At 67.4% G+C, this 19,463-nt stretch carries 17 protein-coding genes; 10 read left to right on the forward strand and 7 right to left on the reverse strand.

Annotated elements, in window-relative coordinates; translation table 11 throughout:
* The first annotated feature begins 104 nt into the window (after positions 1 to 104).
* Entirely contained in the window at positions 105 to 1,088 is a 984-nt protein-coding gene (locus tag FOZ76_RS09240; RefSeq protein ID WP_143947862.1) for an alpha/beta hydrolase family protein, read from the forward strand.
* Positions 1,085 to 1,519: a PaaI family thioesterase gene (locus FOZ76_RS09245; RefSeq protein WP_143947863.1), complete on the forward strand. Its 435-nt coding sequence runs from the start codon at positions 1,085 to 1,087 to the stop codon at positions 1,517 to 1,519. Before FOZ76_RS09240 ends, FOZ76_RS09245 begins: the two co-directional genes overlap by 4 nt.
* Positions 1,520 to 1,535: 16 nt before the next feature.
* Here the strand turns inward: FOZ76_RS09245 and FOZ76_RS09250 are convergent, their stop codons facing one another.
* From FOZ76_RS09250 to FOZ76_RS09260, 3 genes are read right to left on the reverse strand one after another with little or no spacing between them, the layout of a single operon-like run.
* Entirely contained in the window at positions 1,536 to 2,489 is a 954-nt protein-coding gene (locus FOZ76_RS09250) for a tripartite tricarboxylate transporter substrate binding protein (protein ID WP_143947864.1), read from the reverse strand.
* A 36-nt stretch (positions 2,490 to 2,525) separates the two neighbouring features.
* Positions 2,526 to 5,300: an aconitate hydratase AcnA gene (gene acnA, locus FOZ76_RS09255; protein ID WP_143947865.1), complete on the reverse strand. Its 2,775-nt coding sequence runs from the start codon at positions 5,298 to 5,300 to the stop codon at positions 2,526 to 2,528.
* A 4-nt stretch (positions 5,301 to 5,304) separates the two neighbouring features.
* Positions 5,305 to 6,105 (reverse strand): amidohydrolase family protein, encoded by an 801-nt coding sequence (locus FOZ76_RS09260; RefSeq protein WP_143947866.1) that lies wholly within the window; start codon positions 6,103 to 6,105, stop codon positions 5,305 to 5,307.
* Positions 6,106 to 6,269: 164 nt separating this feature from the next.
* On the opposite strand from FOZ76_RS09260, the gene FOZ76_RS09265 reads away from it, so the two are divergent.
* Positions 6,270 to 6,992 (forward strand): GntR family transcriptional regulator, encoded by a 723-nt coding sequence (locus tag FOZ76_RS09265; RefSeq protein ID WP_170235364.1) that lies wholly within the window; start codon positions 6,270 to 6,272, stop codon positions 6,990 to 6,992.
* A gap of 59 nt (positions 6,993 to 7,051) precedes the next feature.
* Here the strand turns inward: FOZ76_RS09265 and FOZ76_RS09270 are convergent, their stop codons facing one another.
* Positions 7,052 to 7,615 carry a DUF1415 domain-containing protein gene (locus FOZ76_RS09270; RefSeq protein ID WP_143947868.1) on the reverse strand — a complete coding sequence of 188 codons (564 nt, stop codon included), beginning with the start codon at positions 7,613 to 7,615 and terminating at the stop codon, positions 7,052 to 7,054.
* A gap of 140 nt (positions 7,616 to 7,755) precedes the next feature.
* Between FOZ76_RS09270 and FOZ76_RS09275 the strand changes: the two genes are divergently transcribed.
* On the forward strand, positions 7,756 to 8,733 hold the full coding sequence (locus tag FOZ76_RS09275) for a hypothetical protein (RefSeq protein ID WP_143947869.1): 978 nt from the start codon (positions 7,756 to 7,758) through the stop codon (positions 8,731 to 8,733).
* A gap of 103 nt (positions 8,734 to 8,836) precedes the next feature.
* On the opposite strand, the gene FOZ76_RS09280 is transcribed toward FOZ76_RS09275, so the two are convergent.
* The 3 genes from FOZ76_RS09280 to FOZ76_RS09290 all read right to left on the reverse strand — a co-directional run bounded on the left by FOZ76_RS09280 (position 8,837) and on the right by FOZ76_RS09290 (position 13,620).
* Positions 8,837 to 9,460 (reverse strand): N-acetyltransferase, encoded by a 624-nt coding sequence (locus FOZ76_RS09280; RefSeq protein WP_246129384.1) that lies wholly within the window; start codon positions 9,458 to 9,460, stop codon positions 8,837 to 8,839.
* Positions 9,461 to 9,613: 153 nt separating this feature from the next.
* Positions 9,614 to 10,822: a hypothetical protein gene (locus tag FOZ76_RS09285; protein WP_143947870.1), complete on the reverse strand. Its 1,209-nt coding sequence runs from the start codon at positions 10,820 to 10,822 to the stop codon at positions 9,614 to 9,616.
* The gene (locus FOZ76_RS09290) at positions 10,819 to 13,620 is read right to left on the reverse strand and encodes a M16 family metallopeptidase (RefSeq protein WP_143947871.1); all 2,802 of its coding nucleotides are present in this window, start codon (positions 13,618 to 13,620) and stop codon (positions 10,819 to 10,821) included. The genes FOZ76_RS09285 and FOZ76_RS09290 overlap by 4 nt, the downstream gene beginning before the upstream one ends.
* A 117-nt stretch (positions 13,621 to 13,737) precedes the next feature.
* On the opposite strand from FOZ76_RS09290, the gene FOZ76_RS27470 reads away from it, so the two are divergent.
* The 6 genes from FOZ76_RS27470 to FOZ76_RS09315 all read left to right on the forward strand — a co-directional run bounded on the left by FOZ76_RS27470 (position 13,738) and on the right by FOZ76_RS09315 (position 19,456).
* Entirely contained in the window at positions 13,738 to 13,902 is a 165-nt protein-coding gene (locus FOZ76_RS27470; protein WP_211366156.1) for a hypothetical protein, read from the forward strand.
* Between the two features lie 703 nt (positions 13,903 to 14,605).
* Positions 14,606 to 15,490, forward strand: a complete 885-nt coding sequence (locus FOZ76_RS09295) for a TauD/TfdA dioxygenase family protein (protein ID WP_143947872.1) — start codon at positions 14,606 to 14,608, stop codon at positions 15,488 to 15,490.
* Between the two features lie 42 nt (positions 15,491 to 15,532).
* Positions 15,533 to 16,597 carry an ABC transporter substrate-binding protein gene (locus FOZ76_RS09300; RefSeq protein WP_143947873.1) on the forward strand — a complete coding sequence of 355 codons (1,065 nt, stop codon included), beginning with the start codon at positions 15,533 to 15,535 and terminating at the stop codon, positions 16,595 to 16,597.
* Between the two features lie 104 nt (positions 16,598 to 16,701).
* Positions 16,702 to 17,802, forward strand: coding sequence for an ABC transporter ATP-binding protein (locus tag FOZ76_RS09305; RefSeq protein WP_143947874.1), 1,101 nt, complete (start codon positions 16,702 to 16,704; stop codon positions 17,800 to 17,802).
* The gene (locus tag FOZ76_RS09310; RefSeq protein ID WP_143947875.1) at positions 17,799 to 18,671 is read left to right on the forward strand and encodes an ABC transporter permease; all 873 of its coding nucleotides are present in this window, start codon (positions 17,799 to 17,801) and stop codon (positions 18,669 to 18,671) included. The genes FOZ76_RS09305 and FOZ76_RS09310 overlap by 4 nt, the downstream gene beginning before the upstream one ends.
* Before the next feature lie 8 nt (positions 18,672 to 18,679).
* Complete coding sequence (locus FOZ76_RS09315; protein ID WP_143947876.1) at positions 18,680 to 19,456, forward strand: ABC transporter permease; 777 nt, start codon at positions 18,680 to 18,682, stop codon at positions 19,454 to 19,456.
* Positions 19,457 to 19,463 lie beyond the last annotated feature (7 nt).

A 19,463-nucleotide genomic window follows, 5' to 3' on the forward strand; every position in this document is an offset into this window, starting at 1 on the left:
CCACGGCATCCACGAGGGCCGAGTCCTGTGCACAGGACTCGGCCCTTTTGGTCTGTGCTGGACGCTTGTACTGTTACACCTGCGCCACCCACCTCGTCCGACAGATGCCAGAAGCCATCCATGTTCCTGCCGCCGACGGTCATGCGCTGCGCGGCTTCGCCTGGCGGCACGCCGGCCCGCCGGCGCGAGCGCGGCCCGTCGTCATCGTCAACAGTGCGACATCGGTGGCATGCCGCTACTACGAACGCTTCGGCAACGCGCTGCACGAACAGGGCTGCGACGTGCTGACCTACGACTATCGGGGCATCGGCGGGTCCCGGCATGGCCCGCTGCGCCGGCTGTCGGCGGGCTGGCTCGATTGGGGCGTGCATGACTTCGAGGGCGTGCTCCGCTATGCCGCCGCGAACTTTCCCGGGCAGCCGATATATGTGGTCGGCCATTCGATCGGCGGCTTCGTGATCGGCCTGGCCCCGTCCGCATACCTGGTCGAGCGCATTTTCACGATGGGCGCGCAGTTCGCCTACTGGCGCGACTACGCGCGGCACGCGCGTGCGCGCATGTTCGTGCGCTGGCACGTCGCCATGCCGCTGATCGCGCGCGCCCTGGGTTACGTGCCGGCCAAGCGGCTGGGCTGGATGGAAGACACGCCCAAGGGCGTGGCGCTCGACTGGGCGCGCATGGGGCCGCGCTTCGAGGCCTCGCTGCGCGGTGCGGACCCGACGCTGGCAAGCCGCTTCGGCCAGGTGCGCGCGCCCATCCTGGCGCTGGGCGTCGAGGACGACCCCTTCGGCACCGTGCCCGCGATCGACCGCCTGCTCGGCTACTACACGCGCAGCGAGCGCCATCACCTGCGCCTCGCGCCCGCTGCGATCAGCGAGGCCGGCATCGGCCATTTCGCTTTCTTTCACCAGCGGTTTCGCGCCTCGCTCTGGCCGCTCGCGATGGATTGGCTGCTCAGGCAGCGGCTTCCTGCCCCGCTGCCGGGGCCTTTGACACACTACCCCGCGCAAGACGGCATTCTTGCGCAAGAACCAGGACGCCCCCATCCGGGCACGTGCCTTTCTCCCAGGGACCGGAACAGCCCATGAACGACAGCCAAGAACGGATCGCCAGCAGCTTTGCCGCGCAGGGCCTGATGCAAACCCTGGGCGCGAAGCTGGCCCTGGTGGCGGATGGCGAAGTGCATATCGAACTTGCCTTTTCCAGGCACCTCTCGCAGCAGCATGGTTTCGTGCACGCGGGGGCCATCACCAGCGTGCTGGACAGCGCCTGCGGCTACGCGGCGCTGACGCGGGCGCCACAGGGTTGCGAAGTCGTGACCGCGGAGTTCAAGATCAATCTCCTGCGGCCGGCGTTGGGCGAACGCTTCCTGGCCATCGGGAAGGTGCAGAACGCGGGGAAGTCGCTCACGGTGTGCACCGGCGAGGTTCGGGCGTTCGCCGGCGGCGAGGCCTCCGGCAAGGTGGTGGCCCTCATGCAGGCGACCATTGCAAATGTCGCGGTGCGCGAGTCGGATTAGTCTTCGACCTGGCGACCTACTGCCTGGCAATGTTCAGGGATTCTGCCACCTTGCCCAGCGCCGCATACTCATCCCTGATCATGCGGTCCAGTTCGGCGCCGGTGCGTATCACGACCTGCTCGCCCGCATCTGCCACGAATTTCTGGACCGCGGGCTTTTGCGCGGCGTGGCTGAAGGCTGCCTGCAGCTTCTGCACCACGGGGAGCGGCAGGTTCTTGGGGCCCAGCACGCCGCGCCAGAGCAGGGTTTGTTCCTCTGGCACCCCGATGTCGGTAAGGCTGGCGGCGTTGGGCAGCATGGGTGTGCGCTCGGCGGAACTGAGCAGCGGGCAGACGACCTTGCCGTTGTCCAGATGGGATTTGATCGGCAGGATGGAGCCGACATAGATGTCCACGTGGCCACCCAGGAAGTTGTTCAATGTGTCGCCTGCTCCCTTGAACGGGACACCAAGTACCGACAATTTCTTGGCGCGGAAAATGCGCTCGGATGCCAATTGCCCTATGCCGCCGACGCCGTCGTTGCCATAGGTGTACTTGCCGGGGTTCTTCTCCAAGGTGGCGATGAACTCCTGACCCGTGCGGGCGGGGAATTCCGACTTCACGCAGAATACATACGGCGCGCTGGATAGCTGGATGATGGGTGTGAAGTCGTCCGGACCGTAGCTGTCGCGCAGGCTATGCGGTACGGCTGTTACCGGGCTGTTCCAGACGGCGGCCAGGGTAGCGCCGTCCGGCGCCGAGCGGATCATCTGGTTCATGCCGATCGCGCCGCCGGCGCCGCCCACATTGACGACCACCAGCGGGCCGTCGAGTTTTTCCTCGGCCGCCAGCGCAAAGGTGCGAAAGAAACCGTCGGTGCCGCCACCCGGCGGGGCCGGGATGATCAGGCGTGCCTGCTGCGCGGCCGCGGGCAGGGCGAGCGCGAGCAGAGGGGCGGCGAGCAGGGCGCGAAGCAAAGCGTGCTTTTTCATGATGACTGTCTCCTTCGGTGGTGAATGCGATAGGCTTCAACGGGCTTGCCGGGCCGCGCCGCAGCGTTGTCCGGACTGGCCGGCGTCATGCCAGGCGAGCTGGTGGCGCAGGACATGGGGCAGTACTCCGCCCTGGCGGATGTAGGCAGCCTCTCGGCTGGTCTCCACGCATAGACGCAACGCAACAGTGCTCGTGCGGCCGTCGCTTCGCCAGATGCGCAGATCCAGAATCTGGCCAGGTACGACATCCTGCCCGAGGCCTTCCACGGCGAACGTCTCGCTGCCGTCCAAGTCAAGGGTGTCGCTGTCGATGCCCTCGGGCAACTGACAGGGCAGGACGCCCATGCCGACAAGATTGCTGCGATGGATGCGTTCGAAGCTGCTGGCGATCACGGCACGCACACCCAGCAGATAGGTACCTTTCGCCGCCCAGTCGCGGCTCGAACCCGTGCCGTACTCTCTGCCCGCGAAGACCAGTAGCGGCACTCCGCGCTCGCGGTACGTGGCCGCTGCCTCGCTGATCGACACGATGTTCCCGTCCGGTACCAGGCGGGTCCAGCCACCCTCGCGGCCCCCCGCCATCCGGTTGCGCAGGCGCACGTTGGCGAACGTGCCGCGGATCATGACCTCATGGTTGGCGCGGCGCGCCACATACGTGTTGAAGGATATGGGTGCCACACCGTTGGCCTGCAAATAGATGCCTGCCGGCGAGTCCGGCGCGATGGCGCCGCCGGGACTGATGTGGTCGGTAGTGATCGAATCGCCCAGGATCGCCAGAGCGCGTGCGCCGGCGATCGCCTCAAGCGGTGCGGGGCTGGCCGGCACCGCTTGCAGAAAGGGAGGTCGGCGCAGGTAGGTGGACGCCTCGTTCCAGGTGTAGTGCTCGCCGTGCGGCGCGGGCAGGGCATCCCAGAGCGGATTGGTCAGCGCCTGCGCGGCGTAACCGATGCGAAAGTGCGTGCTGTCGGCGGCACAAGGCAGAAGCGCCTGGATATCGGCTTCTGCTGGCCAGAGATCCTGCAAGAATACGGGCACTCCCGTGCAGTCGAAGCCCAGCGGCTCCTTTTCCGTATCCAGAATGCGGCCCGCGATGGCAAAGGCGACGACCAGCGGAGGGCTCATCAGATAGTTGGCGCGAACGGCCGGGTGGACGCGTGCCTCGAAGTTGCGGTTGCCCGAAAGGACGGCGGCCACGACCAGGTTCCGCTTGGCGATCTGCGTCTGTACGGCCTCGGGTAGCGGGCCGGAATTGCCCATGCATGTGGCGCACCCGAACCCCGCCACCTGGAATCCCAGAGATGCCAGGCTCTCCAGCAGGCCGGCTTGCTGCAGATAGGCCGCCACGGCCTTGGAGCCGGGCGTGAACGATGTCTTGACGTGCGGGGCCGCACGCAGGCCGCGGCGCACGGCGTGGCGCGCCAGCAAGCCGGCCGCCAGCAGTACGGCGGGGTTGGAAGTGTTGGCGCAGGAGGTGATGGCGGCAATGACGATATCGCCGTCGGCCAGCTCGGCCGGCGCCGCGAGGCCGGCGTTGCGTTGCTGTGGTTCGCGCACCGGCCGTCGCAGGAAGCTGCGCGTCGCATGGCCGAAGCCGCCTTGTTCCGCAGGCAGCGACAGCAGTCGCTCGAACTGTGCGGCCATGTCGCGCAGGTCGATACGGTCTTGCGGGCGGCTCGGCCCGCTGACGCTGGGGCGGATTGTCGAGAGGTCGATGTGCAGCAGGGCGCTGTAGTCGATGTCGCCCGCGGCCGGGATGCCGAACATGTCTTGCGCGCGCCAATAGGCGCGTATGCGCTCCAGGTGTTCCGGCGAACGGCCCGTGCTGGCAAGATAGTCCATCGTGCGTTCGTCGATACAGAAGAATGCGGCGGTGGCACCGTATTCGGGCGCCATGTTGGCGATGGTGCAGCGCTCGGGCGCTGCAAGTTCCGCTGCCCCTGCGCCGACGAACTCCACGAATTTGCCGACGACGCCAGCCTGGCGCAAGTGCCGGGTCAAGGTCAGGGCGATATCGGTGGTGGTGATGCCAGCCCCCACGCGGCCCGAGAGTTCGACGCCCACCACGTCCGGCAGGCGCAACATCAAGGGTTGGCCGAGCATGGCGGCTTCGGCTTCGATCCCGCCCACCCCCCAGCCGAGCACACCCAGCCCGTTGATCATGGCGGTGTGGCTGTCGGGGCCGATCAAGCTGTCGGGGTACAGCAGATCGCCATCCTGGCATACCTGGTGCGCCAGGAACTCCAGGTTCACCTGGTGCAGGATGCCGTTGCCCGGCGGCACGATGCGGATGCGCTCGAAAGCTTGCGCGGCCCATTTGAGGAAACCATAGCGTTCGGCGTTGCGCGTGAACTCCAGGCGAAGGTTGCGTTCGGCGGCATCCGCGGCGCCGGCATGGTCCACCTGCAGCGAGTGGTCGACCACCAGGTCCACAGGTAGCGCCGGGGCGATGGCCGTGGCGGGCGCGCCGTGCTCGCGGGCCGCGTCGCGCATGGCCGCAAGATCGGCCAGCAGTGGGATGCCGGAGGCATCGGGAGCCAGGATGCGTGCGACCGTGAATGGGACGTCGGGACGCTGATCGTCGCGGGGCTGCCAGTCCAGCACGGCGCTCATCGCGCGCGTCATATCGTGGCTGCCGTCGTGGTGGCGCAGCAGGGCCTCCAGCACGATGCGCAAGGTGCAGGGCAGTCGGCGCAGATCGCGGGTGCTTCGCGCTTGCAGGGTGGACAGCGCATGGAAGGCCCCCAGGCGCCTGCCGTCCTGCGCGTACAGATCGCGACGGGAATCGGGCGGTGTGCAGGACGTCTCGTGCATGACGTCAGAATCCGAAAAGACGCATGGCCGTGGTGCCCAGGATTTCCTGGCGCTGGGCGGGCTCGGGGACGCCGTGCTCGAGTGCCGTGAGGGCGCCGGCAATGCTCTGGTGTTCGTGGCGGGTGTGCGGCCAGTCCGATCCCCAAACCAGGTGGCCGCTGCCAAAGTGGGCCAGCAATTCGACGCTGATCTCCACGGCCGTCTGCGCGTCGGCGGATGTCCAGCCATTGCGGTAACCCGCCGCCAGCTTGACCCAGACGCGGCCGGTCTTGGCCTGCGACAGTAGGTACTGAAAGCCCGGATCGTGGCGGCCCAGCAGGTCGTCCGGACGCCCGAAGTGGTCGACCAGCACGCGCACGCCTGCGTCCAGCAGCGCAGGGACGAGCGCCGGCAGGTCGATCGCCGCGCGGTGGAGCTCGACCAGCATGTCGCGGCGGGCCAGTTCAGTGAGAAAGACCCGCCAGGCGGGGGCGTGCAAGGGCGGCAGCGCCAGGCCATCCAGGTTCAGACGGACGCCGACCACGCCGTCGCGCTGCAGTGTGTCCAGCGCTGCGGCAGGCGTGTCGACCGGAAGAACGGCAACACCGCGCAGCCGTTGCGGGTCCCGGCGCAGCGCGGCAAGCATGTGGCTGTTGTCAAAGCCCAGGAAACTGGGCTGCACCAGCACGGTGTGAGTGATGCCGGCGCGCGCGCCATGCTCGCGGTAGTCCTCCAGGGTGGCGTCGTAAGCAGGCGTATAGCGCCGCGCGGCCAGCATCGGCAGATCCTGGGTGAAGACGTGAACGTGGGTGTCGACGAGATTCATGTTGCGATATTCCGACGAGGGTCAGCGTCTGCATTGAACTATACGACTAGTCAACTATGCAAGTCGGCGAAAACCCTAGTGAAGCGTCGGACATGCGTCGCCGGCCGTTGGCCTGATCCGGCGGGAACGCGATGCGGGGACTGCGCCTCGGTATACTCGCGCGCATGAGCCAGCACGTACCCATCTATCGGCAGATCCAGGATTTCATCCGCAGCGGCATTGCTGCAGGCCGCTTTGCTCCCGGCGACAAGTTGCCGTCGGAGCCCGAACTGGCGCGCCGCTTCGGCACGACGCGCGCTACCGTGGCCCGGGCTTTCCAGGAGCTGGGGTTCGAAGGTGTGGTGACTCGCCGGATCGGCAGCGGTAGCTATGTCAGCGTGCGCCAGCACGATCGAGTCGACACTGCGGTGGCGACCGGCTATGAGGAGCGTGCCCAGGCCGCGGGCGAGGAGGTCGCCTACGAACTGCTGGCGTATGTGCAGTTGCCCGCGGGGGCGAAGGAGGCGGCTTTGCTGCAGTTGCCCGTCGGCGAACCGATTTTTCACATGCGGCGTCTGCGCCACGTGGGCGGGCGCACTGCAGCCGAAGACCGCTACCTGACCGGCGTGGTCGGACAGGCGATCGAGCCACAGTGGCTGGCGAGTCAAGCCATACAGCAGGTGTTCCGCGAGCGTTTGGGATTGCGCATCGCCCGCATCGACAACGTCGTGCGCGCCACGTCGGCGACGGCCTCGCTGGCCCAGCAGCTTCGGGTTCCTCGTGGTGCAGCGTTGCTGGTGCGCGAGCACGTGGTCTTCGACTTGCAGGACAGGCCGCTATTGTGCGGCGACACGGTTTATTCGAACGAATTCAGCATCCACTATGCGTTGAGGGGCGAACTCGGCTGAGGATCGCAGGTTGCGGCCCTCGGCCCAACTCGCGATCAACCGGGATCTTTCACTGCGGGTCAGCCCTGGCCCGCCATCCAGCGCCGCCAGCCGTCCAGGCCCATCTCGCGCAATCTGCGCTGATTGGCTTCTACGATATCGTCCGGGTCGGGAATGGCGTGGACTGCGCGCGCCACGCTGTCTTCGCGCAGCAGATGGAAGATCGGGTACGGGGCCCGGTTGGTGTAGTTCCCGATGTCTTCGGGCTCGGCGTCGCCAAAGCAGTAGTCGGGATGGAAGCTCGCGATCTGGATGATGCCGCGCAGCTTCAGGCGCTTGAGCAGGCGCTCGGCATCGGCGAGGCAGTGGGTGTAGTCGTGGAATTCGTGCAAGGCGGCGGGCACGATCACGAGGGTGGTGTCGACCGTCTGCGGGTCGGTGTCGGCCAGGCTCAGCAGCTCGGCCTGCAGGTCCGACAGCACGCTGCGAGCATCGGTGCCGTCGCTGACGGCCAGGCGGACTTGATCGCGCACGTACACGGCGCGCGCGAAGGGGCAGAGATTCAGGCCGATCACGGCGCGTTCCAGCCAGTGGCGCACGGCGGTGACGACGGCAGCGTCGTCGGGGTGGGCTGGCGATGTCATGCGGGCATTGTAGCGGCGCACCGCACACCGGCCTCGGCGCGTCAGGGGCGGGCTGTTCGCCGTGGCGCTCCTGTGCCATGCTTTGCCATGGGCCGTTTGGTAGAGCCTGCAAGCACAAACGCTTTTCCCGAGGAGACACCTTGAAAATTTCACCGTTTGCCACGCCGATCGCCATCGCCGGCCCGCTGCGCAAGCCGCGCCAGATGCTGGCCGACCAGACCTACGACAGCCACAAGTCGATCCACGACGACGCGACGGCGGCCGACCTGGGGCTGCGCGGCGCGCCGATCGAAGGCCCGACGCATTTCAGCCAGTTCGACCCGCTCCTGCTCGCGCTCTGGGGGCCGGCCTGGTTCGAGACCGGCTGCATCAGCGCGCACTACCAGAACATGGTGGTGGAGGGCGAGGAAGTCCGCGCCTTCGTGGAGCAGCCGGCGCCGGACGCGCGCTTCGTCCGGATCTGGGCGGAAAAGAAGGACGGCACGCCCGTGCTGAAGGGAACGGCGTCGGTGGGTGCTCCGCTGGCCGACGATCCCCCGACCGAGATCGAGCAGCGCATTGCCAACCTGCGGCCCTCGGCCCAACTCGTGATCAACCGGGATCTGGCGGTCGGCCAGAAGGGGGCGGTCAGCCCGGAGCACGTGCGCATGGGTTTCGATCAGCACATGGGCGAGCATTACCCGTTCACGCTGAACGACAAGCTGCGCGTGATCACCGAGCCGTGCCCCTGGTATACCGCCGAGGATGGCGCAGGTTCGCCCTGGGGGCGCCCAATCGTCCCGACGGAGATGGTCAGCGTGCTGCTGGGCACGACCATGGGCCAGGCGGGCTTCCGCGGCCGCGGCCCGGCGATCGGGCTTTTCGCCGGTCAGCAGATCCGGTATCTGCAGGGGCCGATCTTCGTCGACCACCCCTACGAGCTGGAGCGCGAGATCATCGCCCTCAGCGAAAGCGCCAAGACGGAGTCGGTGTGGGTCCGCACGCGGGTCTACGACGCCAAGACGCGCGCGCTGGTGGCGGAGATGATCCTCAATCACGCCACCTTGAAGGCCTCGTACGAACCGTACGAGCGTGAGGCGCGCGAACTCGGGCGCGTACCGGCCGGCGGAGCGGCCTGACGAGCACGCTGCATCGGGTGCGGGCAAGCCGCATGACGCTTGCGGGCGGCGCGCAGCCGGGCCCGTGCTCACTGTCTTCGCCATCCGGCCACGCCGCCGCCGCTCAGCGCATGCGCACGGCCTCGGCGAACCGCGGCAGGCTCCAGCCCGCGCCCAGCAGCAGTGTGCGGGTATGCAGGTCGTCGCGCACCGCACGTGTGACCTGTGTGCCCAGCCAGGCGAGGCGTTTGTTCCGCACGGCGACGTAGCCATGCGGGTAGCCGCGCGCCAATGAGAGCCAGAGCGCATGGGCCGCCGGGGACTGGCGCGCGCCGCTCAGAAAGCACATGCCATGATCGAGCGCATGCCGGTAGATCTGCCGCGTGATGCCCTGGCGGCGGTGCGCCGGCAGAACGCGCGCATGCGGCGAGCGCAGCAGACGGTCGGCGCGGCGGTCGAGCTCGATCAGGCGATTGAAGACGATGCAGCCGGCGAGCTCGCCGCTGGGTCGGTGTTGTACATACAGGAAGCTCTCGCCGTCGGCTTCGCGGTGCCTGACCCGATAGCTGCGGTTCAGGCGAAAGCCCGGCAGGCCGTGCAGCGGGTCGCCCGGGGTGAGCAGCCTGCGCTGCAGGGCTGCGAGGTCGTGCGCGAGCTCGTCTTCGGGCAACTGGACGTCCAGCCGCAGTTCGAGCGGAGGTGGCCACGGGCGTGCGAGGCCCGCGGCGTGGAGGCAGAAGGAAATCACGGTCGTACTCCGTCGGGCCACGGGGCCCGTGCGCTGAGGGAGGCGATGTCTGAGGCCGCGTACGGCATCCGGCACCGACTCCGACATCAGGGGAGCCGGTGCCCTAGACTCGTGCGGCCGTCAGGCAGAGCAGGGAGTACGGGATGCGCCGTGTCATGGTGCGGTTGGCGCCAGGCGCAGAATGCGCAGGTCGTCGTTGTCGATGGCCGTGGCCACCGCGTCGAAGACGGGGTTGGCCGAGCGTTCGCCGCCCGCTTCGGTGAGGCGGGCAAGAACGGCACAGCCGTCCTGTTCTTCGCGCGTGGTGATGCTGACGGTGACGGTGGCGTCCGCGCGCGGGCGGCCCTGAGGTTCGCGTGCGCTGCCGGCGGGGTTGCCCGCCTGCCAGGCGCGCGCAAGTACTTCGCCGGCGGCGGTGGCGGCCACGCAGTCGCGATAGCTCAGCGCGACCCCGACCTCGGGCGCACGGCTGCCCTGCAGGTCGGCGACGATGCCGGCCTCGTAGGGCGGCACGCGTTCGCCGGCGGGCTCGGCGGGCGGGTTGGGGGCGCCGCGCAGCCGCGCCTGGGTCGCCCGCTCGGCCGGTGTGTCGGGCTCGAGCGCCAGATCGGAAGGGCGCAGCACCAAGGCCTGGATCACGCGGGTGCCATCCTCCTGGGCCACCTGCTGGAGCACGCCCAGAGCCGGGCTCAGCGCAGGATGCGCGGCCAGGCTGTCCGTCAGGCGCGCCTGCTGCACGAGCGAGGCGGCCTGCGGCGTGCCGGCCTGGACCACGCCGGTGTCCAGCGGCGCCACGATCGAGGTTTGCCCGCGCGCGCCCAGCCAGGGGTTGTCGGGCTCGCGTCGCGACAGGTCCAGCACCATGGGTTCGCCGTTCGCGAGGCCCTCGCGCAGGCCGTTGGCGGCATACGGCGAGAACCCCTTGGCCGGCAGTGCGTGCATGAGTTGGGCGACGCTGGCGGCCGAGCCCAGGCCCCACACGGTGGTGCGCGCGGCCGGCTTGCCGAAGGCTACGAGGTAGTGCAGATCGCTGGGCGCGATGCCGGCCGCCTGTTGCCAGACGGTTGCCCCGCCCGATGCGAGCGCCTGTACGGCGCGCAGCCCGCCACCCACCTGCATGCGCCGCACCAGCTCGGCCGGTGTGGCCTGGGCGGGCGCGGTCTGCAGGGCGGCGGAGACGTCGACGAAGTACGCCGGCTGCGCGACCGTCTGTTCGAGCAGCACGCGCGGCAGGTGGGCCAGCGCGTCGCGCAGGGGAAAGCCCTGGTCCAGGGCCAGTGCCGGCGTGGCGAAAGCCAGGGCGCACAGCGCGGCGCCGACGTATGGCCGCACCGCGCCAGGGGATACTGATAGACCGCTCATGGTTTCTTGAAGTCGCCCGCCAGCACGGAAGTGAACTGGCGCGGCTTGAGGTATTTGCGCACCACCGCATTGACCTGATCGGCGGTGAGCTGCCTGAGCTGCTCGTCGATCCTGGCGGACCACGCGAAGGTGCGGCCGGTTTCGAGATAGCTCATCCACGCGTTGGCGAGCGCCGCGTCCTGCGCACGGGTCAGCCTGCGCTGGTTGAGCAGGGCGGAGACGCCTTCGCGCACTTCCGCTTCGGTGAAGCCTTCCTTCAGCACGCGCTCGATCTCTTCGCGCAGGCCGGTTTCCAGGCGCTGGCGGTTCTCGGGCGCATAGATCGCGTAGATCGTCCAGTCGGCCGAGGGCTCGAAGGAGGAGACCGAGAGCATGCTGCGCACGTCGTAGGACAGGCCTTCCTTCTCGCGGATGCGCATCCACAGCCGCGAGGTCTCGGATTGGCCGAGCAGGGCGTTGACCAGGTAGAGCGCGGCGAAGTCGGGGTTGTCGTCCTGCACCGGGATGGGCTGGCGGGCGATGTAGAAGGCATTGGCCTTGTCGGGCGTCTGCTCCACGTACTGCTTGGCCGGCACGTCGCGATAGGGCTGCGGGATGCGCTGCCAGGCGGGCGCCTGCTGCCAGCCCTGCAGGCCGTCGACCAGCGCCTTCTGCGCCTGGTTGGCGTCGAAGTCGCCGACGGCCGTCAACTGCACCTTGCCGGCGCCGTAGAACCATTCGTGAAAGGCGACCAGTGCCTCGCGCTGCAGGCCTTCGAGTTCCTTCTGCGATTCCTCGAAGCTCGGTACGTAGCGCACGTCGTCGGCGGGCCAGGGGTTGTCGTGGCGGGCGAGCGTGCGCACCGCGATCTGGGTGGGCTCGGTCATGGCCGAGCGCAGCGCAGCCGACACCGCGCGCTTGTACTCGTCGACCTGATCCTGCGGGAACGTGGCTTCGCGCAGGATCTGCATGACCAGGGCGATGACCTCGGGCAGGTTGTCACGGGTGGTCGAGATGCTCGCGCTGACGTCGGTGCCCGATCCGCCGAAGCCGACCGAGGCGTTGAGCTGGTCGAAGCGATCCTGGATCTGCTGGCGGCTCATGGACTTGGTGCCGCGATCGAGGAGGCTGGCCGCGCTGCTGGCCACCAGGCGTTGTCCGCGCAGCGCCTCGGCGTCGCCGAAGTGCAGTTGCAGCCGGGCCTCGACGCGTGCGCCGCGCGTGGCCTTGGGCAGCAGCGCGAGCGAGACCTCGCCGTTGGGCAGCTCCAGCGTGCGCAGCTCGGTACGTGCGTCGATGTTCTCGGGCGTGGGGTCGAACGCCTCGACCTGCTTGAAGTCGGGATCGCCCTTGTAGTCCTTGAAGATCGCGTCGAAATCCAGCGCCGGGCTCGCCGGCGCGCGCTGCGGCTTGTCGGTCGGAATGTAGCGGCCTTCGGTGCGGTTGCTGCGCAGCAGCCATTGCTCGGCGACGCGCTGCACGTCGGCGAGCTGCAGCTCGCGGATGCGGTCGCAGCGCAGGAAGAAGAGCCGCCAGTCGCCCGAGGCGATGGCTTCCGAGAGCGCCACGCCGACGCGCTGCGGGTCGCTGTAGGTCTGTTCCCAATCGAGGATGAGCTTGGCCTTGGCGCGATCGAGCTCGTCCTGCCGGATCGGATTCTGTACCAGCGTCTCGACCGTATCGATCAAGGTCCAGAGCGCGTCGGACGGGTCCATGCCGTCTTCGAGCTGGGCGCCGAAGAGCACCGTGCCGGGATCGCGCTGATCGAGAGAGAAGGCGAACACGCCGGCCGCCTTCTGCTTGGCCACCAGGTCATGGTAGAGGCGGCCGGACGGCGTATCGCCCAGGATGACGCTGAGCGCCTCGACCGCCGGCGACTCCTGGCTGGCGGCCTGGGGCACGTGATAGAGGGCGGCCACCAGCGGCGAGCCGCCCGTGCGGCGCAGGGTGACCGAGCGCTCGCCATCCTGCACGGGTTCGACCGTGTACTGCGGCGGCAGCTCGCGCTCGGGCCGCGGAATGCGGCCGAAGTCGCGTGCGATGTCCTCCAGCACCTGCTGGGGATCGAACTTGCCGGCCACGATGAGCACGGCGTTGTCGGGCTGGTAGTAGCGCTTGTAGAACTCGCGCAACTGGCCGATATCGACGTTCTCCACATCGGAGCGCGCGCCGATCGTGGACTTGCCGTAGTTGTGCCAGTCGTAGGCGATCGACAGCATCTTCTGCAGCAGGATGCGAAAAGGGCTGTTCTCGCCGCTTTCCATCTCGTTGCGCACCACGGTCATTTCCGTGTCCAGGTCGCTGCGCAGGATGGTCGAGTTGATCATGGCGTCGGCCTGCCAGCCGAGATACCAGGTAAGGGTCTCGGCGTTGGCGGCGAAGCTCGCGAAGTAGTTGGTGCGGTCCTGGGAGGTCGAGCCGTTGGCGCGCAGGCCGCGGCGCGAGAACTCGCCGAGCGCGTGGCGCTGGGTGCTCGTCCCCTTGAACAGCATGTGTTCCAGCAGGTGCGCCATGCCGGTCTCGCCATAGCTCTCGTGGCGCGAGCCCACGAGATACGTCATGTTGACCGTGGTGGTGGGCTTGGACTGGTCGGGCGCGAGCAGCACGCGCAGGCCGTTGACCAGGCGGTATTCGGTCACGCCTTCGACGGACGGGCCCGCCGTGATGCCAGCCGGAAGCTGCAGCGGGGCATTGGCTTGGGTCGCCGCCGGTTGCGGCGCGGCTTCGCGCGCCTGCACGGCGGTCTGGGTGAAGAAGGTGAAGGCGCTGAGGACGGCGCTGGCCGCCGCGACCGGGAACAATCGGCGCAAGTTCAACATGGAACGACGTTTCCTGAGTCCACCAAAACAGCCCAGTGTATCGCAGCCCGACTGGCCGAGCCGGCACGCGGCCGGCCTGCTACCATGTGCGGGCATGCGCAGTCCAAGGAAAACCTCATGATAAGCAACAACACCCTGCTGGTCTTCGTGGTCGTCGCCGTGACGCTGATGCTGATCGGGTTCGGGTTCCGCGACCGCAACCTGGGTGTCATACTCGCCGGCGTCGGTTTTCTCGGCGCCCTGGCGGCAGCGGTGTACAAGGCCGTCCAGATCCTCGGCTAGCATCGTGTCGCAGGCATGCGATGCGCGATTCATTCGATCTAGTGCGGCCTCGAATCCGCCGTCGCGATAGCGTGGCAGGCGTGGCATGGCGATGGTCGCGCCGCACCGGAGGCTCGATCTGCTGACGCGAGGCCGACCTGCGCGACGGTGTCTTCCGCGCGCTCGAGACCTTCATGGCAAACGCGTGCTGACGGGCGAGTGGTGCCGCACGGCGGGCCCGCGATGACGGCCGTCCCGATGGGGGTTGCCCAGCGCCCGACTTGGTTGAACCTGGCGCCATAGGCTGGCCCCGCGCACCTCGCACCCGGGCCGCTGGCTGGCGGGCGATGAGCAGTTTTTCGAACGCGAGACGATAACCGCGCAGACTTCCTGCCGGCGGGCCGACTCGGCTTCGCGCCGATGGCGCCCCAACGTGCGCTGCGACATGCTTGCCCGCGCGTGACCGTCCCCGGGGCGCACTGGCCCCTAGCCAACGACGTTTGTCCAAGCTTCCCATCTCCGCGCACAACGCACGGAGCAGGTTGACGGCCTGTTCGCTCGCTCAACGCGTTGCGATGCATCCCGTTCTTGACAAAACCTTCGCGCGATCCCAATAATGAAACCGCATATCGATATTAGGTATTGCATATACTTATTAAGTATTGCAATGCAATAAAAAACCCTGGTGAATTCACCGGAGCCACTGTCGAGAACGGGATCCATCATGAGCACGCGAATCGAATTCAAGCCGGCGTCCGCCTATGTCGGCGCCGAGGTGTGTGGGGTCGACCTGACCGCTCCGCTGGGCGACGAGGAGCTCGCCAGCCTGCGCCGGGCGCTGGGCGAATACGGCGTGCTCGTGTTTCGCGAGCAGTCGTTGACGCCCGAGCAGCACATTGCCGTGGCCGAGAGCTTCGGCAATATCGACGTCAACCGGTTTTTCGCGGCGGTGCCGGGATACCCGATGATCGCCGAAGTGCGCAAGGACCCTGGGCAGAAGTCGAACATCGGCGAGGGCTGGCACACCGATCACAGCTATGATCTTGCGCCGGCCCTGGGGTCGCTGCTGTATGCGCGGACCGTCCCCACGCTTGGTGGCGATACCCTGTTCGCCAGCATGTATGCCGCGTACGACGCGCTGTCCGACGGTTTGAAGCACACCCTGGATGGCTTGCAGGCGCTGCATTCCAGCCGGCACGTCTTCGGCGCGCAGCGCGTGCGCGATTGGGGCGATCTGCAGGGCCGGCTGATGAATACCGGCTCGGCCACGCAGGATGCCGTGCACCCGGTCGTCATTCGTCATCCCATCAGCGGCCGCAAGGCGCTCTATGTCAACCCGGACTTCACGGTCGGCATTGATGGCTGGTCGCAGGCCGAGTCCCGCGGGTTGCTCGAATTCCTTTACCAACATGCGGCGCGTCCCGAGTTCACCATGCGCCTGCGCTGGCGGGAAAACACCTTGGCGTTCTGGGACAACCGCGCGACCTGGCATTTCGCGCTGAACGACTATCACGGACAAGCGCGTCTGATGCACCGGATCACGCTGCAAGGCGTGCCGCTTCTTCCTGGCGCCGATACCGGCGCGCTCACCGTGGTCGCCGCGACCTGAGTGGGCGGTAACCCAGTCACCCTCCATTCACCGGGAATCGCCATGACTGTCGTATCACGTCGCACCTTTCTCCTTTCGTCCGCAGCCCTGGTCGCGAGCGCCTACGTTCCCGCGCCGTCGGCGCAAGGGCGCAAGAGCCTGACCGTCGTCTCATGGGGTGGACCCTACCAGCGCGCGCAAAGCCAAGCGGTCTGGCGCCCCGCGGCCAAGGCGCTCGGCATCGAACTTGTCGAGGAAACCTACAATGGGCTGGCCGACCTGCGCTTGCGGGTACGCTCGAATTCGGTGAACTGGGACGTGGTGAGCATCGGGGCCGGCGGGGCGGCACGCGCCAGCGCCGAGAAGCTGCTCGAACCTCTGGACTACGATGTCATCGACGTCTCCACCTTCTTTCCCGGCTATCACGGCGAGCATTGGGTGGCGGGCGATCTGTATTCCACCGCGCTCGCCTGGAACACCGAGGTCTACAAGAATGCCGCGCCGGCCTCGTGGGCCGATTTCTGGGACGTCGAGCGTTTCCCCGGCCACCGCGCCTATCGCAACCAGGCGCTCGGCCATCTGGAGCCTGCGCTCATGGCCGATGGCGTCGCGCCACAGGATGTGTACACCACGCTGTCCACCGATGAAGGCCTCAAGCGCGCGATCGACAAGGTGGCGCGGCTCAAGCAGCACATCGCTGCGTTCTGGGGCTCGGGCGCGCAACAAGCGCAGCTACTCAACGACGGCGCGGTCGACATGGCCTCGGCCTGGACGGGCCAGATCGCTCCGCTCATGAAGGCGGGACGGCCGATCGCCATGACGTACGCGCAAGGCATGTTGGACGCCGACTGCTACGTGGTGCCGCTGGGCGCGCCCCATCGCGAGCTGGCCATGGCCTTCCTGAACGAGGCGTCCAAGGCGCAATACCAGGCCGCGTTCTCGATGGCCATGCCTTATGGCGCTGCCAACGAGGCGGCCTATGGCGACGGCCTCATTCCGGCGGAGGTCGCGGCCACGCTGCCGTCTTCGCCTGAGAACCTGGCCAAGCAGCTGCGACTGGATGCCGAGTGGTGGCGCGACAACCAGGCGCGCGCCGAGAAGCTGTACCAGGAGATGATCAGCCGCTGAACGCGGCGCCCCGGCCCGAGCTTCGGGGCCTGCCGATGCGATGCGCTACGAGCCTGCAGCGTCGGCGGGTCCGTGGCGGTTCGGGAACATGATGGGAGTTGACGATGCATCAACCGCTGGCCGCCGTTCCTACGGCTTCGGAGAAGATCGGCCTTCACGTGCGCGGCGTGCGCAAGCGTTATGGCAAGACCAGCGTGCTCGATGGCGTGACCTTGGACGTGCGTCCCGGCGAGTTCCTGACGCTGCTGGGCCCCTCGGGTTCCGGCAAGACGACGTTGCTGATGGTGATTGCCGGCTTCGTCAGGCCCGAGTCCGGGGAAGTGCTGCTGGGCCCGCAGGACATCGTGCGCCGGCCGCCGCACGAACGCGGCGTCGGCATGATGTTCCAGAACTATGCGCTGTTTCCCCACATGACGGTGGGCGAGAACATCGCCTATCCGCTCAAGCTGCGCGGCGTGCCGCCCGCCGAGCGCGCCGAACGGGTGGCCGTTGCGCTCGACCTCGTGCAACTGGCCGGATATCAGGACCGTTCGATCGACGCGCTGTCCGGCGGCCAGAAGCAGCGCATCGCGCTGGCACGCGCCACCGTGTTTCGGCCACGCCTGCTGCTGATGGACGAGCCGCTGTCGGCGCTGGACAAGAAGCTGCGTGAGCAAATGCAGATCGAGCTGCGCCGCCTGCACCAACAACTGGGTATGACCACCATCTGCGTGACGCACGACCAGCGCGAGGCGCTGACGATGTCCGATCGCATCGCCGTCATGCACGGCGGCAACATTGTCCAGTTGGGCACGCCCACGCAGTTGTACGAGGCACCGGCCAACGAGTTCGTCGCCGATTTCATCGGCGAGTCGACCATCCTGCCGATCGACGCCTCGGGCGATCGGCCGAGGCTGCGCGGCCGGCTGCTGCATCTGCCGCGGGACTGCCGGCCGGGCGCCGATTCTCGCGTGGTGATCCGGCCAGAGCGGCTGGTGGTGCTCGAGGCCGGCCAGGACGGCGCCGGCATGAACGTGTTCGAAGGCACGGTCTCGCACTGCGTCTACGAGGGTGAGAGCGTCGTCGTGCACGTCGACGTGGGCGAGGCCGCGCCGCTGCGCGCGCGCATGCTGGCGCGGCGCGACGGCGGTGGTGCCGCTCCCGCCGCGGGTTCCGCCGTGCGGGTTGCTCTGCACGCCGATGACACGATCGTGGTGGCGGCATGAACGCGAACGATGTTGGATTGCGTCGCGATGAACGCAACGAGCGTCTCGTGCTGCTCGGCCTGCTCGTGCCGGCCCTGTTGCTCATCGGCCTGTTCGTGCTGGTGCCCGTGGGCATGCTCGTCTTCCTGTCGTTCACCGACGGCGCCGGCGGCTTCACGCTGGACAATTACCTGCGCCTGGTCGACGGCGACGCGTACATGCGAGTGTTCCTGACCACGTTCGAGATCTCGCTGGTCACCACCGCGATCTGTGTGGTGCTGGCGCTGCCGCTGTCGTACTGGCTCACGCGCCTACCCGGCCGCGTGGCCGGGCTGTTGATGATCCTGATACTGATCCCGCTCTGGACGTCGGTGCTCGTGCGTACCTACGCCTGGATGGTCATTCTGCAGCGCAACGGCGTGATCAACCAGGCCGGCATGGCGCTGGGCCTGTGGGACACGCCGCTCGCCTTGTCGTTCAACGAAACCGGGGTGCTGATCGGCACCGTGCACATCATGCTGCCCTATATGGTGTTGCCCATCTACGCTGCCATGAAGAAGATCGACATCTCGCTGGAGCAGGCCGCCGCGACGCTTGGCGCCTCGCCGATGCGCGCCTTCCTGACCGTGTTCTTGCCGTTGTCCATGTCGGGCGTGGCCGCCGGCGCGCTGATCACCTTCGTTCTATGCCTGGGCTTCTACGTCGTGCCGGAGATCCTGGGGGGAGGGCGCGTCGTGATGCTGGCGATCCAGACCGCCAAGGACGTTCAGGTGTTCTACAACTGGGGGGCGGCCGGTGCGTTGGGCGTGGTGCTGCTGGTCGTGACCATCGCGCTGATGGCGCTGGCGAACCGGTTCACCCCGCGCCGTCTGGGCGCGGATCAAAATTGAGGGAGCGCATGATGGGCCGGTTTATTCTGGGCAGCGCCAGCGTGGCCATTCTGTTCTTCCTGGTCTCACCCACCTTTTTCATTGTGCCGATGTCGTTCTCAGCCAGCGAGTTCTTGAGCTTCCCGCCCGAGAGCTGGTCGCTGCGCTGGCACGAGGAGTTCATGGAATCGGTGCAGTGGCGCGACGCGATCCGGGTGTCGCTGCTGGTGGCGGTGGCCAACGTGGCGGTGTCGGTGACGCTGGGCACCATGGCCGCTTACGGCCTGCTCAACGCGCGCTCAAAGATGTGCGGCCATCTGTTCGCTGCGCTGCTCACGCCAATGATCTTTCCAGTGATCCTGCTGGCTGTGGGCAGCTTCTACTTGTACGCGAAGATCGGCTTGCTCAACAGCATCCTGGGCCTGGTGCTGGCGCATGCCTGCCTGTCGATTCCGATCGTGATGATTCTGATGCTGGCCGCCCTGAAGGATTTCGACTTCAATCAGGAGCGTGCGGCCCGCGTGCTGGGGGCGACCCGCCTGAAGGCATTCTTCACCATCACCTTTCCGCAGATCCGGTTCGCCACCATTTCAGCGAGCTTGTTCGCCTTTCTTACTTCGTTCGACGAGGTGGTGATCTCGATCTTCATCTCGGGGGGCGAGAACACCACGCTGACCAAGCGCATGTTCACTGCGCTGCGCGACATCATGGAGCCGACCGTGGCGGCGATCTCGACCTGGGTGCTCCTGCTCACCTGCGTCGTGCTGATCGTGGCCCAGCTGCTGGCACACCGGCCGCGGCGCTGAGGCGGCG

It is taken from the genome of Verticiella sediminum, from assembly GCF_007558815.1.
Lineage (GTDB): Bacteria > Pseudomonadota > Gammaproteobacteria > Burkholderiales > Burkholderiaceae_B > Verticiella > Verticiella sediminum.

Coding starts and splice junctions, on each gene's coding strand:
- FOZ76_RS09305 (WP_143947874.1), top strand. CDS start 16,702: ATGCATCAACCGCTGGCCGCCGTTCCTACGGCTTCGGAGAAGATCGGC.
- FOZ76_RS09240 (WP_143947862.1), top strand. CDS start 105: ATGCCAGAAGCCATCCATGTTCCTGCCGCCGACGGTCATGCGCTGCGC.
- FOZ76_RS09250 (WP_143947864.1), bottom strand. CDS start 2,489: ATGAAAAAGCACGCTTTGCTTCGCGCCCTGCTCGCCGCCCCTCTGCTC.
- FOZ76_RS09270 (WP_143947868.1), bottom strand. CDS start 7,615: ATGACATCGCCAGCCCACCCCGACGACGCTGCCGTCGTCACCGCCGTG.
- FOZ76_RS09265 (WP_170235364.1), top strand. CDS start 6,270: ATGAGCCAGCACGTACCCATCTATCGGCAGATCCAGGATTTCATCCGC.
- FOZ76_RS09300 (WP_143947873.1), top strand. CDS start 15,533: ATGACTGTCGTATCACGTCGCACCTTTCTCCTTTCGTCCGCAGCCCTG.
- FOZ76_RS09245 (WP_143947863.1), top strand. CDS start 1,085: ATGAACGACAGCCAAGAACGGATCGCCAGCAGCTTTGCCGCGCAGGGC.
- FOZ76_RS09295 (WP_143947872.1), top strand. CDS start 14,606: ATGAGCACGCGAATCGAATTCAAGCCGGCGTCCGCCTATGTCGGCGCC.
- FOZ76_RS27470 (WP_211366156.1), top strand. CDS start 13,738: ATGATAAGCAACAACACCCTGCTGGTCTTCGTGGTCGTCGCCGTGACG.
- FOZ76_RS09260 (WP_143947866.1), bottom strand. CDS start 6,105: ATGAATCTCGTCGACACCCACGTTCACGTCTTCACCCAGGATCTGCCG.
- FOZ76_RS09285 (WP_143947870.1), bottom strand. CDS start 10,822: ATGAGCGGTCTATCAGTATCCCCTGGCGCGGTGCGGCCATACGTCGGC.
- FOZ76_RS09310 (WP_143947875.1), top strand. CDS start 17,799: ATGAACGCGAACGATGTTGGATTGCGTCGCGATGAACGCAACGAGCGT.
- FOZ76_RS09290 (WP_143947871.1), bottom strand. CDS start 13,620: ATGTTGAACTTGCGCCGATTGTTCCCGGTCGCGGCGGCCAGCGCCGTC.
- acnA (WP_143947865.1), bottom strand. CDS start 5,300: ATGCACGAGACGTCCTGCACACCGCCCGATTCCCGTCGCGATCTGTAC.
- FOZ76_RS09315 (WP_143947876.1), top strand. CDS start 18,680: ATGATGGGCCGGTTTATTCTGGGCAGCGCCAGCGTGGCCATTCTGTTC.